Source organism: Mycobacteroides immunogenum (assembly GCF_001605725.1).
GTDB classification, from domain to species: Bacteria; Actinomycetota; Actinomycetes; order Mycobacteriales; family Mycobacteriaceae; genus Mycobacterium; species Mycobacterium immunogenum.
In genome coordinates this window covers 3,740,384-3,754,207 of record NZ_CP011530.1, presented here as the reverse complement: position 1 = coordinate 3,754,207, position 13,824 = coordinate 3,740,384, and the positions used below count along the sequence as shown (strand labels likewise).

Genomic DNA, 13,824 nt, shown 5'->3' with positions numbered 1-13,824 from the left:
TCGCCAAGGCCCACGTATTGCCCGCTTATGTACATGGTTACGCCGCCTTCTTGTCGGTGAGTTCGGCGACGGCGTCGACCAGCGTCTTGCCGCCGAGCTGTGGCCAGCCGTTTCCGCCGGGGCCGCGCAGCTGCTCCCAAACCTCCACGAGCAGCTGACGATCGGTGCGTGGATTGGCCGGGCCAGGCAGAACCGAGGGAGGCACAACCACGGGCGGTGTGGGCGGTTTCACCGGGTCGAATTGGCCGCGCATGTCTTTGGCGATTTCGCCTCGGAACCAATTCATATCGATGTTGCCGGGGTCCCATTTGCCTTGCGCGGCACCGGCATATTCCTTGTGGCCGATGTTGTGGCTGACATCGACACCGAGCTTTGTTGTTAGCGCTGCGGCCACATCGCGCATGGCAATGATCTGTGCGTCAGGCCAGCGTTGGCCGGGATCGTAGGACCCATTGGGTGCGATGTCGGGCCAGGCGCATTCGATGCCGATCATGTGCCAGTTGGCGTTGTTGGTCGGCAGCCATGGGTAAGAGCCTTGGCCCGCATGCCAGCAGGCGCCGACCGCGACAATCGTGACCGTGCCATCTGGGGCGATGTGGATGTTGGACAGCGGACCCGGCAGGTCGGGGCGCCCATTGCGGATGGACTGTGCCGACTCGCGGGAATTGCCGGTGTGGTGCCACATGATGCCGCGAATGTCTTTGAAGTCGCCGTGTCCGGCGTTCTGCCATCCGGGCAGCGTCTTGAGCCGATCGCCGAGCGTCGGGCGCAGAACGTCTTCGAGCCAGATCGGGTCGCCTGTCCATGCCATGCTGTTGCCTCCGGGTGGTGTTGGTTCGTCGTCGGATAGGGCGCGGCGCAGCACTTCCCAGGCTTCGGCCCACTTCTGCGCGTAGCGGTCGGGGTAGGAGCTGCGCTGGACTTGCTGTGCGATTTGGCCGGCAAGGGCGGGGTTGTCTACGGCTCTTCGGTAGTCGGCGGGGAGCCGGTCAAAGAACATGCCGACAGCACGGGGCAGTGTCATGCGGTCGTAGGCGGTGCCCCACCACGGCTCGCCGTTGGGGCCCGGCTGCTGTTGTAGGTACCCCGATGAGCGGCTGTCGTCCGAGGTGGAGTCGTGCGGATAGTTCATGGTCTCTTCGTCACGTGACGGGTTGGCCGGGCACCACCATTGACGTTCGCCGTTTTCGTCGTCGGCGCCGACCTCGGTGGAGATGGTCATGAGCGCGATGGCGCTGGCCAGCTCATCGAGACCTTTATCGAGTGCGACGGCGTGCACTTCGCGTGCCACCTGCTCGCGTGTGCGCAGCGGCGTGGCGTCGAACTCTATGAAGCTCACAGGCCCAGTCCCAGCCTGCGGGCCATCGCGGTAGCCTTGGCGACCAGTGGGTCGATAATCCGGTCATCGACGTCGCCAGGTATCGAGTCGGTGATCTTGTCGACCCCGGAAATCGCAGTGTTGGCAACTGTTTCGGCGATGGCGATGACCACCGCTTTGACGATCACCGGAATCTGCTGACGAATCTCGTCCACGACCGCCTTGCGAATTGGGTCGGTGATGTACTTCTGAATGATTCCCATCGCTATTGGCCTCCCTTGAATCGTTCCTTTGGGGTGATATCGACATTTGTGGCGCCGCCGCCAACAACAATTGGGTTGTCGAGCGTCTTGCCGCGCAAGAATTTCGACCCATTCCACATGCCGTAGTGCGTGACGTTGGTTGATGGCGGAATGCCCAGGGTTACAGGCGATCCTGTTGAGACCGCATACCCCGCGTCGCTGCCCGAACCATCGGTAGCGGCGGGCCAAGTGGTTGTGCCGGACGGCGGTGTAGTAGCGATCAGGTTTGCGCCTGTGACACCGGGGTCGCCAGAGTGTGCGGTGACCTTGGTTCCTCTGCCGGTAACAAAATCGCACCCGGCACGGTTTTCTTCTGCTGTAGCTGTCATGTCGACTTCCTCTCTTTATTGCCTTGCGTAGAAATGAATTTCGCCGCGCGCACCCGCTTGGCCATTGCTGAAAGCGCCGCCGCCGCTGCCGCCTGAACCTGGGGTGTTTCCAGAACCGGTGCCGCCCGCGTATGTTTGGCCGCTCAGCGACACATCGCGGCCAGAGTTGGCGTTGCCTCCGCCGACGGGGTCACCGGACTGCGTCCCGATACCGCCGCGCCCGGTTGCCCCTGGCGCTGTTGTGGTCGCGCCGTTGACGGTCATGGTGGTGTTTGCGCCATTTCCGCCTGAGCCGCTGCCCGAGCCCGCCTGCCCGCCTGCGCCGACAGTTCCCGTTATTGAGCCTGTGGCCCAGGGCAACTGAGTTGAACCGCGCGATAGCGTGCCGAAGAGCCACTGTGCGCCGTCCCCGCCCTGCGCCGGGGTGAAGGAAAACTGCGCACCGCCGCCACCGCCACCGCCGGGAAGCATTGCCCAGTCAATGAAATTGGCCCATTCGGGTATCGGGTACACGTATGCCCCGACTACGGTGATATCCGTGCGTACGGCTGGGACTGCGGTGCGTGCGGCCCCAGCAGAGCTGTATCCCGCCCCGTCGCTATAGCCCGTAAGGTGGGCCAGTAGAGCTGCGGAAGCGCCCTCGGTGTGATCAATATGCCCGGCGAGGTGAGCAGTAAGTGCTGCTGAGCTGTCACCAATTTCGTGCATGGTGCCGTTCACGAAGTAGCGCAGGCTCGCGCTGGCGGAGCTTTCGCCTACGCCGTCCATACGTCCCGTCAGGTGTGCCAACAGCGTCGCGGCGGTGTGTGCAGCCTCGGTGGCAGAAGCGGCAAGATACGCACGCAATGTCGCGTTGCTGTGGACAACTTCTTCGGAGACACCGGTCATCCGCGCCAGTAGGGTGGCGGAGCTTTCGTTGATGCTGGTGCTGATCGCGCCGGAGCGCGGAACCCACACCCACCTACCACTTGGCGGCCGCGACGGTGCAACTGGGCTAGTCGACCACTTACCGCCCGGCTGTCTTGATGGGACCGCCGGGTTGAGGGACCAGGACATTGGTCACCCCATCCGATAGATGCCCAGAAGGCCTGGCGCGGTCCCTGTGAGGGTGAAAGTGGCATTGCCTGTGCGTGACAGCGAGCCGGTGTTTTTCAGCGTCACCGTGTACCCCAGCTGGATAACGTCGCCCGCGTTGAGACGTACGAACGCTGGTATCGGTACGCCGGTGTGGCCGGTCACCCCCCAGCTGCCGGTGTCGGTGTTGGCGATGCCGTCAAGTAGCTTGTAGTCGCCTTCTAGCGTGATGTGATTGACGGTGTTGATCACCACGTCGAGTACGGACGCGGACGGCTCAATGGCGGTACCAGCCGTCCAGGTCCAGGTGGGGTCACGGTGCTCGATGTAGTACAGCCCCGAAGTGTTGACGGTGATGGTGCCGTTGGCCGTGTTGGCCACAATGTCGTCAGAACTGAATCCCACGATGCTGAATGCGCCTGCGCCCCAGGCGCCGGTGACGGTGACAGATCCACTGCCGGGCAGCGAGTAAGGATGCGACGGTCCAGCGGTGTTGGCCGCGCCGGTCGCGCGTTGTAGTCGCGCACCGCTATAGGTGGTGGCCTTGGCATAGAAGTCACCGAGGAACACCGATGCCAATCGCAGCGAGTCGTACTGGTAGCTGCCGGAAAACCATCCGCCGCTGGAGGTCTTGCGCATCATCACAATGCCTGCCCCGTACCGATTGAGTGCGCCAGTGGGAACCGTTGTGTCAGTTGCGGTGGCCTTGACGTCGCCGCCCACATCGAGCACCCAGTTATTAGTCTTGCGGTATGCCGTGACCGCGATGCCCTGCCCCAGTGGCCCCGACCATGACATGAATGGAGAGGCGAAGGTGTACGCCGTACCCGAGCGGGTGTACTTGCCGACCTGTACCGAGTTACCGCTGACCGCCAGATATGCACCAGTGCCAAATCCGCTATCGGAGCTGAACAGGGTGTAGGTGGCTATGGAATTGAGGCCACCCGCGTCGCCGATTACTACCGTGGTCTGCACATCGTCGGTGTTGGTTTGCTTATTGCAGGTGACGTAGTAGGTGCCGTCCACTTTCGATGCATCGACGCCGCAATAGCCATTGGCGGTGCGGATTTTCAGGTCAGAACCGACGAACTCGGAGGGAAGCGCCGCACCGTCCGAGCCGCCGAATGTGGTGATATAGCTCGCCAATCCGGTGGGTGCGGTGGCCTGGTTACGCTGGTATTGTGCCTGAATCGCCGAGGTTGCCGCCGCTGCCTGCGCCGCGATCTGCTGTAGGTAGATCGCCTGATTCTTGGCGTCGTTATTGGAGAATCCCGAACCAACAGCGCCCATTCCGGCTGTCAGCGCATCACGCACAGCGGCGACGCCTGACACCACATCGGAGATAGTCCCGGTAATGGCATCGCCAGCTAGATTGCCGCCGGTGGTGAGCTTTTGCGTCTTGCTGGTGTTGACACCAAACCAGTTCGCGATAGCAGCGACGAAGCCATTGATCGGCGTCACCACCAGGCCGTTGTAGATGTCGCCCAACTGATTGAAAGTCGTTTGCAGATCTTGGATTTTGATCTGGGGTAGCGTCGGGATGTTGCCGAGCCCTACCAGGCCCAATAGTTCGGACGCGGTGATCTTGCCGTCGGCCGTGATCGCCGCGAACCGCTGTTCAAATTCGGCAATACCCGAATTCGCCTGACCACCAATGACATCAAAGAAGGATCGAAACGCCCCAAGCACTGGGCCCAAGTTCGACATCTGGGGCAGCACATTCGAGAAGGACACGCGGCCACCGCCTGAGGCGCCTGCAGTCACAACCAGGGTGACAGTCGCCCACTTAACCGAGCCGTCCTTGGGGACGGCCCATGAACCTGAGAAGCTAGTACGTACCCACGACGAACTAGCCGACAGCGGTTGAATCTGTTTGATGACCACGTCGGCCAATTTGCTTCGGTCCGGCCCAAATGGGGTTATTACCAGTCGGATTGGATTGGAGCCCCCTGACGCCGTGACAGAACTCCACATGACCGAGGCGGGAATGTCCACCGTTTGGCCGGGTGCGACTTCGAACGGCTCTTTGATACTGATGGCATGCTCAACGCCGTCGGCCGTTGTGTAGATCGACTTACCGGATAGGTGACCATTCTGGTTGGCGTCATAGTGCCATTCCGGGTTGTCTTCGACCACTGACGGATCAGTGAAGCCGCCCGCACCACCAATCAAGTCTTGGGCAATGTCGGCGATCCACGAGGCCGGTAGAACACCATTGAAAAGTCCACGAACGCCGTTAGTAATGGCGTCCCCGATGGCCTTGAGGATGGCGCCGGGACCGAGCACTATGCCCTGTAGCGCGGAGGCCAGCGCACCGAGGTCGATGCCAAACAGGCGCTTGATGCCTTCGACAATCATCTCGATGAATCGGTCGATGCCATCACCTGCACCCTTGGTGAAGGCCATGGGATTGTCGAAGGCCAGCTTGGTGTTCGGATTGTGGGTTAGCGGTGGCCCGACTTGGCGCCGGTCAAATGAGCCCATCAGACCGGGATCACCTGGATGGCCAGCTGCGCGTCACGCGGCTGAAAGTTGTAGACGCCGAATAGGCCGTCTGTGTACAGAAACACGGTCAGGATGCGCTTTTGCCCCTGCGGGAACCGGCCATAGACACCGTCGGGCGAGATGGCATCCGAGGGCGTCTGCGGTGTCGACGCGTGCGGGCTGATATGCAACATCTGCGACGAGTTACCGAAGCCGCGTGCGACCAGGATGCCGCCCTTGGGATCGGTGTTCGGCTCAGAGATACGAACCTCGCATCCGATCTGGAACGGGTCGAAATCAAGGTCAACGCCGTTGGTGCGTAGGTGCCCCTGAATCCACAGGTTGTATTCCTGGGTCTGTTCGGGAATCTCGCGCGAGCCGATCGGGATCTTGGTGCCCACCGCCAGCGGCACCGACTGGAATGCCGCCTCTGGCATCGTGTACATGCGTGTGGCGAAGGGGTTGGGGTCGTGTAAGGCGAACTTGCTCTTGGTGGCGTCCCAGGTGACCACCTGACCGCCGGTGGGCGGCAAGGTGTCATCGAAGTCGAGTGCGTCAGCGATGGTGGCGTTATCGCCTTTAGGTCCCTGCGGCGCCGCTATCTCGAAATGCCAACCGGGGTTGTTGGCGGTACCGCTGACGGTGATCTTGGACTTGCGCCCCTGTAGCTGCTCGGCCCAAGGAATCGACTCGATGGTGGGGGAGATGTTCGGTACAGGCCCGGCCGGTCCGGCGGTGCCCATTGCCTTGATCTTGAACCCGGTGCCGTCCCACATGTAGACCTGGTTGCCGATCCACCAGGCCTTGCCGATGTCGTCGGGGGTGTCGGTCAGGGTGTTGGCTAGTTCTTCAAGCTCTTGGAGGCTGTCGATCGGTGAGCCGTACTGCATCCGCACTACAGGCGCCATCTCGCCGTCATTGCCCTTCGGGCCGACCAGGGCGTCCATGGTGACCACCGCGTCATCGCCGATCATTTCCATAGTGGCGGTAGTGGCGCCGGGTGTATCGATGTCGGACACGTCGCCGTAGAAGTGCACATTGGCTAGGCGGGTGCCCAGATACACCCTGTCACCTAGCTGTGCCTGTACCGGATCGGCGGGTGCGGTCATTGTTGGCCTCCGTCCTCAAATGTGATTCGGGTCTTCTGATGCCACCCCTCGGGGGCGTCATCGACGGGCACGCCGCCGAGTTGCCGTATCCAAAAGGCTTTGGCGTTGCCTGAAAGGTTCTCGATGTCCTGTGACGTTGTAGCCGTGTCGATTTCGTCCCGTATGTCGTCGGGTGCGTTGATGCCGACCCACTCCAAGGCGGCCTCATGTTGGGCGCCTTCGACGCGGCGACTCTTGATCAGCGCTTCGTCTTGGTGAAGCCGGAAGCCGCGCAGCGCAAGGTGGTACGCGATCATCGGCGCCAGGTAGGACAGGTCCAGTGTCTTGCCGTCGCGCATGCCAACCGCCACCAACGCGCTGGCTATCTGGTGCATAGCCACGTTGGCGTTATGCAGGTGTTCGGCGGGGGCGCCGCTAACCCGTGGGTCGGTGCCCATGGCCGCGCCTTCGTGAGTACCGTTGACATACATTAGAATTCGTCTCCACTTCCCATGAGCATTCCGACGACTGACCAGGCCGCTTGCAGTGTTCGCATCCCCTTGGCGGCGGGGTCCTCTTCCTCGCCGTCCATGCCGATTGACAGGCCGTATTGCAGCGGGGTGGTCTCGTCGTAGGCCATCCGGATCGCCGAACACTGATCGGTGTGGATCACGTCGACCAGCTCAAAACCCAGGCGGTCGCCTAGTGCGAAGTCGTAGTGCACAAGCCAGGGGTAGCCGTTGACGACGTTTGTCTTAAAGCTGGTGTAAGGCCGTGTTTTCCAATGGCCATCGCGTAGCGATTTGATGCCCGAAACGGTGTACGCCGACCCTGACCCTGCTTCCCAATGTTCAAGGAAAGCGTGTGTGCCCATTTGGAATACGCGCTTGATGTCCGTAAAGCGTTGATATGCAAGGAGGCTGTTGTCGAGCTGTCCCTGATAAAGCTCTTCAAGGCCAGGCGTGCCGGGCGTCTGTGCGGCGAATGGTCCCTGTGCGAGCAGGGCGGACAACTCTGAAAGTGCGTACTTGATTCCAAATGTCTGGAGCTGGTTCACAATCTGCGGCGACTTGGAGCCCGTCATGATGGTGCGGGCTTTGGCCTTGTGCACCGCCCTGACGGCGTCGATGATCGCCGAATGCTCCGTATCGCGGAAGATCACGGTTGGCGGCGCCGGGGCCACCTTGAGCCACTTCCGGAACAACGGGTCAGTCTTGCCATCGTGGTCGGCATCGACCGGAAACACCGTCTCGGTGATCATGTCGTCAGCAAGGGAGCCAACCAGGTTGATCACACCGTCGATGGCGGTGCCGGTCGGGCCAGTAACGCCCGACTTATCCTCTACCGCAAGCACAACGCAATTGCGCGTCGGTCGGGTCAGGATGTTGTTGCCGAGCAGTTCAGACAGCTCGGTGTGCGGCGAGTCCTCATCCTCGGTCAGCCACGTATAGGCGCGAATGATGCACCCGGCGTCCTTGAGAATCGGATCGAAGACACTGTGTGCGTCGGTCCAGCGCGAGGTCACAAAGCTCAGCCGCGACTGATCCAGGAACGGGTTGACGAAAGCGACCTGCACCGGCCAGTCAAGCGGGCTCAGGTTGGTGAGCTTGGTGCCCAGCCACACCGCCGGGTTGGCGATGTTGGTAATGATGTTGAGCCCCGGCATGTACTGGCGGGCCAGGTTCACGAACAGTGTTGTGGCACAGATGGTGCGGGTGTTGCCCGGCAGTAGCCACATCTTGGGCTGCTGGACCTCCGGCGGAAAGAACGGATTTGCTCCTAGGAGAATGTGTTCCAGGTGCTTGCGGTTGTGGATGAGCTGCAGCTCGACCAGATGCACACCGTCAGCGGTGCGCTTGATGTTGACCGACTCGACCTTGCCGCCCCAGCGTGTGCGCCACGTGCGCTTGGTCGGGTTGGGGTCGATGGTGATGTGCAAGTCCTCTTCGGCGCGCACATCGCGGGTAATGAACTCGGTCAGCCAGTCGTTTGCGAGCAGCGTGATTGAGCCCTGCCCGGCCGCGTGAATCATCTCTTCGGCGTCTAGCTTTTGTTCAGCGGCAACAACGCCGATGAACTTCATGTTCTTGTCCCACAGGCGGATTAGTGGGTGCTGGCGTGCCGAATCGATGATGACCTGGCGCCGCCGATGCATGTAGCGGTAGGCCTCACCGGGGCTGCGCGCAGGATCGGGCGCAGCCAAAGTCGCCATCTAGAAAGCGGTCTCGTATTTCTGCGGCATGAAAGCGGTTACCTTTGCCTCGGGGTTGGTGTGATAGACGGCGGTTGTCACCGCTGTCTCGCGAGGGATGTTGGATGCGAACCGCTGGCCGCGACTACGGCGCCATGCGGGCAACCCTTGATCGCCGAGGTCATGCAGCAACGGCAGGTAGTCCAAGATTTCCGCTTGGCGGGCGAATCGATAGAACACGTTGTCTACCGGTTCCTTGCTGGTGGTGAACGTGCGCGCCGTCGGGTCCGTGTCGACCATGAGAAAGCCATCTCCGCTGTAGATTTCAGGGCATCGGACCAAGTTCTGTGTGAGGCCGTCCTGTATCCATGCCGTGCCGGTGCCGCTGATGATGAACTTCGGCCAGTCATCGATCTGGCCCTTGTTGACGTATTGAACGTGGGTCAGCCAGGCCTGCATGGGCAGTGCTTCGATGCCGTCAGCCAGGAAGTCCTCAAGGGTGGTGAACAGTGAGCCCTCGCCGCCGACCGCGACCTTGGGCTTTGTGGCGTCGAAGCCAACAGTCTTGGAGCGGAACATCTTTTTGTAGGCGTAAGGGTCCGGGCTGACGACGTTCATCGTCACCTGGCGCATGTTGTTACCGAACGCCACCGGGTCCTTTTTCATGGTCTCCGGTGTGGCGCCGCCATCCAAAATGACCTTGAGCCAGCGCCATCCGGTCGAGCGGGTGAAGTAGCCCAACCAGCCGTGCTGCGTCTTGGACCAGGCGCGCTGCCACCTGGCCTCGGTGTTGCGGTAGATGGTCTCCGTCGAAATATTCAGGCGGGCACGCACATTGGCGTTGGGGTTCAATATGACGCCGAAAGACTGCGTGCGGCGTTTGATGTCGGTGCGCTCCAGCCGGGAGCCGATCAGGTAGGGCCCTTCCGAGAAACGGTGATCGAACGGCACCGACATCGCGCCCATCAGCTCAGACTCCAGCACCGCCCCTTCGCGGCCCCGATGGTTACCGGCAAGGTGCCATTTGCTGCCATCGACACCGATGTACAGCAGGTTGGTTTCCATGTTCTTAAGCTCTTCGGGCAGCCATTCCCAGCGGGTGAATTGCTCCCAGCCGGGGAACTTGACGGCAGCAAACACCGCGCCTGCAAGCTCATTGGCGTTTCCACCCCAGCGGTAGAAGGGCGGTTGAATCTGGTTGTCGGCCGGGTTCTCGCCCCAATGATCTGGCGCGGTGGCTGATTCAGTCATGCTCCCAGTCCTGCCGTCGCGTAGGTGCGCGTCCGTTCGTTTTGCTTCTTCTGGATGGACGTTTGAACGGCCTGCGGGTCCATGCCCTGATTGCCGTTGAGGTTGATTGAGTTATCGATGGTGGTCGGCTGCGACATGCCTTGCTGGAAAGCGTTGGTGGCGATATCGCCAATGCCTGCGATAAGGCCACCGGGCCCGCCGCCGGGCATCACATTTTCTGCGGTCACTGTCGATGTCTGGCCCCGCGAGAACAAGCCGGTAAGGCTTGGCAGGCCCATGCTGTTCAACATGCCGCCGCCGCCTTGGCCGAGGTCACCGGCGCTGCTGCCCCCCTTGCCGCCAAGGAGGCCCGTGAACATCTTCACCAAGCCCCATTGTCTGGGGTCTGAGAACAGTGAGCCGTCGAAGCCGAGCCCTTGGAACAAGCCGTCAATGAGGCCTGAGCCAAGGTCGGATGCTGCAGAGTTGCCGTTGCCGCCAAGCGGCGAGTTCTGCATCGCATCGTTGTATTCGTTTTGAGTCTGCGTCAGGTCATCGTTGGCTTGCGCCTGTTCACGCTTCGATCGCTCCAGTCGGTGCTCTGCGGCGTTGCGTTGCTTACGGGTGACCTTGCTTGGGTCCTTGGCATTGAGTTCGTCCAGCGCGGCCTGTGCCTGCTGTACGTCAAAGTTCCGGTCCGATACGCGGTCCTGTGCCTCGCGGACCCGGCGAGCGCCTGCAGCGCCGCTGCCGCGCCCAGATGTGCCGCCGCTGCTGGACATGCCGCTGGCCGAGGGTAGTGAGATGCTGCTAGTGGGGAGGCCGACGGCCGCCGCGCCAGAGCCACGACCCTTGCCCAACATGACGTGCAGATGGTCCATGTGGTTCTGCGTCGGCGAGCCACGGTCAGACATGGCCTTGCCGTCGGTGAAGGACCCGCCGTAGCCGTAGCTCGTCTGGCGCCAGATGAACCCGTCAAGGCCAAGCTGTTCACGGTTTTTGGCTAGGAACCCGGCGACTTGATTGCCCAACAGAATGCCTTCGGGGGTGTCCCAGCCGGGCACCATCACATCGAGTGCGTTTCCACTGGAGTGCTCGCCATAGCCGTCCTCGGCACGTCGGCCACCGATGTCGCCGATCTGCGGCCATTGACGCATGATCGTTGTGCGCAGAAAGTCGGCGCCGGGATTGAGCCCCTGAGCGAAGCCGGGGATCATGGCGTGCAGCATCGCGGCGGGCGGCACCCATCCGGCGTTGAGCGCGGCCAGTATTGGTGCGCCGCCGTTGCGCATCGCCGCCGCCGTCATGACGCCCTCGCCGTTGGACAGCCACGCCAATATGGAATCGCTTGTACCTGAGCCGCGCCCGGTGATTTTGCCACCGCCCGCATAGCCAGGTACGTCACCGATAGGGCCACCGTCCTTTTTGCCGAAGATGCCGCCGAGGCCGGGCACCCTGGACAGAAAGCCGCTGGCCTTGTCCACCACGCCGCTCAGGCCATTGGCAACCGTGCCAATTACGTCGGCTAGCGCCTTGAATCCGCCGACCATCGGTGTAATGACGGTGTCCACGATGGGCGTCAGGACCTTGACCAACCCGGTGAACAGCGGCGCCACAACCTTGATCGCGGCGGCGATGGCGGGAATGGCAGCCGCCCCAAGCTCAGCCAGCGGTGGCAGAAGCGGAATCACCGTCTTGAGCAGGTCACCCATTGCGCCCAGTAGCGGGGGGAGTAGCGGCGTGACTTGCTGCAAAGCGCTGGCCCAGGCATTTGCGAACGTGCCTGCGACCGCAGCCAGCACCGGCGCGAGCTGGTCGAGTACTGGCTTGAGCGCGTCGGCGAGTGCCGAGACCACGGGGGCCAGCGCCTTGAATAGCGTCGATAAAGCGGGCGCGAGGGCGCCGACTACCGCGCCGACCAGCTGGCCAAGCACAGGCAGGATCGGGGCCGCACCAGCCACCAAGTCGGCGAAAGCCTGCGCCAACGGCTGTATCGCCGGGGCAAGTGCCTGAATGGTCTGTACGACAGCGGGACCGATAGCGTTGAGCAGCGTCGAAATTGGGCCGGAAAGCGAAGTGACCACCGGGGCAAGGGTCTTCATAACCTCGGCGAGGTTGGTGAAGATAGCTTGCAAGGCTGGGGCCGCTGCGGTGCCCAGGTTAGTGAAGGCGGGAAGAACGGTGCCGATGACACTCTCGCCGACAGTCTTGAGGATCGGAGACAGCGCCGCCAACGCATCCTTGGCGCCAGAGAAGAACGCGCCCAATGCATTCTTACCCTCCGCCGAGTTGACGAAGTCGCTCATCGTCTGCGTGACGGTCTGCAATGAGGCCAGGAAGCCGCCGCCGACATCGTTGCCCGCGCGGAAGATTCCGGCGATGGTGGAGCCCAGATTGCCTGCGATGTCGCCGAGCTGACCCATGGCGTGGATGCCGGTCTGCATCCATTCCTGCATGCGACCCGTCTCGCGCGCATTGGTCACGAACTTGGCGAAAGAATTGGCCGCATTGTTGGCGCCCTGTGCGAGCTGGGGCAGGAATGTGGAGCCGACCGAGCCAATGTCAAGCATCGACTTAACGATGGGTGTGAGCGCTTGCGACAGCGTGTTGAATGCGGTCGCACTATTGCCGGTAATCTGCGCCATGTCCGAAACGGACTGGGGTGCCTTGAGTAGCGCCGAGACGCTTCTGAGGGCGTTGTTTGCAGAGCCCGCGATACTGCCCATGGCGCCCTGCATCATCGGCAGATATATGGCGCCCAGTGACTTCACCTCGGCAGCGAAGCCGTCAAAGAACCGGTCTTGCACCGCATTCTTGAAGTCCTTGAGCTGGGGGAGCATCGACTGAATGGCGGTGGCGGTCTCACGTGCATTCGGCGACAGATCGGCGATGGCCTTCGCGAACTTCTGTGGGTCGCCTACGTCCTTCATGGCATCGCCGAAGCCGAGGGTTGCCACCTTGAGAGCACCGATAGCTGTTGCCGCACCGCCAGCGGTCGCCGGCAAAAGTCCAAAAGCGCCGCTAGCGGACATGATTGCGCCGGTGAGCGCAGTCAGTCCACCGGCGGCACCAGTGATAGCCAGGCCGCCGAGGGCGCCCGCCATCGCACCGCCCAGCGTCTTGGTGATGAACGACGCTGTGCTGGTGAGGTACTTGCGATCAACATCTATGCGTAGCGGCCGGACTCGCGAAAGCTCCTTGTCGACAGCCTTTTGGAACGCGTCGTGAGTGCGCTTCTGATCTACCGCAAGTTTGACACGGGCATCGAGGCTCTCGACAGTCTTCTTTGTCTTGGCCACCTCTTTGTCAAGCTCGGCCTTGTCGACATGAACGGTGATCTCGTAGTCGCCGTTGTCTAGCGCCCGCTTAGTGGTGCTGACGATCTTGGAAGTATCGGGAAGTATCGAAACCCAAAGGGCCATTAGTTCATTGCTCATTCACTAACTCCCTTCTGTTGTTTCCAGCGGGCACGCGCCTCACGCCACATGGACGCGAAGGCGGTCATTGGGATTACCTGTTGTGTTCGGCCACCAAGGGCTGCCGTCAACGCGTTCGCGCGCTCACGAACACCGGGGCGTGGAATCTGTTTCGGCCGGTTACGTGGCGGCTTACGCTGTGCATCCTTGGTGTGCAGCCAAAGCCAGTCGTTAAGGCGCTCAAGGATTCCGGCGAGAAGGTGCGAATCAAGCGGCCACTGTTCGGCCAGCTCGTAATGAATGGCGGTTCCAGGCGGTGAGGCCACGGTGAACGCGTGCAAGTCTTCCCAGCTGCACGCCGGGCGGTCGAAACGCAACCCGGCGTGCAGTAG

The 13,824-nt window shown here is 61.8% G+C and carries 11 protein-coding genes; all 11 read right to left on the bottom strand.

What is annotated here, in order from left to right:
- Window positions 1-37: 37 nt before the first annotated feature.
- Window positions 38-811, bottom strand: a complete 774-nt coding sequence (locus ABG82_RS18610) for a peptidoglycan recognition protein family protein (RefSeq protein WP_043077954.1) — start codon at window positions 809-811, stop codon at window positions 38-40.
- A gap of 524 nt (window positions 812-1,335) precedes the next feature.
- Window positions 1,336-1,581 carry a hypothetical protein gene (locus ABG82_RS18605; RefSeq protein ID WP_043077870.1) on the bottom strand — a complete coding sequence of 82 codons (246 nt, stop codon included), beginning with the start codon at window positions 1,579-1,581 and terminating at the stop codon, window positions 1,336-1,338.
- 2 nt (window positions 1,582-1,583) lie between these two features.
- Window positions 1,584-1,949: a hypothetical protein gene (locus ABG82_RS27800; protein ID WP_043077871.1), complete on the bottom strand. Its 366-nt coding sequence runs from the start codon at window positions 1,947-1,949 to the stop codon at window positions 1,584-1,586.
- 15 nt (window positions 1,950-1,964) lie between these two features.
- The gene (locus ABG82_RS18600) at window positions 1,965-2,906 is read right to left on the bottom strand and encodes a glycine-rich domain-containing protein (RefSeq protein WP_052511006.1); all 942 of its coding nucleotides are present in this window, start codon (window positions 2,904-2,906) and stop codon (window positions 1,965-1,967) included.
- Window positions 2,907-3,008: 102 nt separating this feature from the next.
- Entirely contained in the window at window positions 3,009-5,507 is a 2,499-nt protein-coding gene (locus tag ABG82_RS28995) for a hypothetical protein (protein ID WP_052511007.1), read from the bottom strand.
- The gene (locus ABG82_RS18590; RefSeq protein ID WP_043077872.1) at window positions 5,507-6,616 is read right to left on the bottom strand and encodes a hypothetical protein; all 1,110 of its coding nucleotides are present in this window, start codon (window positions 6,614-6,616) and stop codon (window positions 5,507-5,509) included. Before ABG82_RS18590 ends, ABG82_RS28995 begins: the two co-directional genes overlap by 1 nt.
- Complete coding sequence (locus tag ABG82_RS18585) at window positions 6,613-7,053, bottom strand: phage gene 29 protein family protein (protein WP_234708021.1); 441 nt, start codon at window positions 7,051-7,053, stop codon at window positions 6,613-6,615. Before ABG82_RS18585 ends, ABG82_RS18590 begins: the two co-directional genes overlap by 4 nt.
- Before the next feature lie 32 nt (window positions 7,054-7,085).
- Window positions 7,086-8,807: a Gp37-like protein gene (locus tag ABG82_RS18580; RefSeq protein ID WP_043077874.1), complete on the bottom strand. Its 1,722-nt coding sequence runs from the start codon at window positions 8,805-8,807 to the stop codon at window positions 7,086-7,088.
- A complete protein-coding gene (locus tag ABG82_RS18575) occupies window positions 8,808-10,037 on the bottom strand; it encodes a hypothetical protein (protein WP_043077875.1) in 1,230 nt (409 codons plus the stop codon).
- Window positions 10,034-13,453 (bottom strand): tail tape measure protein, encoded by a 3,420-nt coding sequence (locus ABG82_RS18570; protein ID WP_174544337.1) that lies wholly within the window; start codon window positions 13,451-13,453, stop codon window positions 10,034-10,036. The genes ABG82_RS18575 and ABG82_RS18570 overlap by 4 nt, the downstream gene beginning before the upstream one ends.
- Complete coding sequence (locus ABG82_RS27795) at window positions 13,450-13,773, bottom strand: DUF5361 domain-containing protein (RefSeq protein WP_043077877.1); 324 nt, start codon at window positions 13,771-13,773, stop codon at window positions 13,450-13,452. Before ABG82_RS27795 ends, ABG82_RS18570 begins: the two co-directional genes overlap by 4 nt.
- Window positions 13,774-13,824 lie beyond the last annotated feature (51 nt).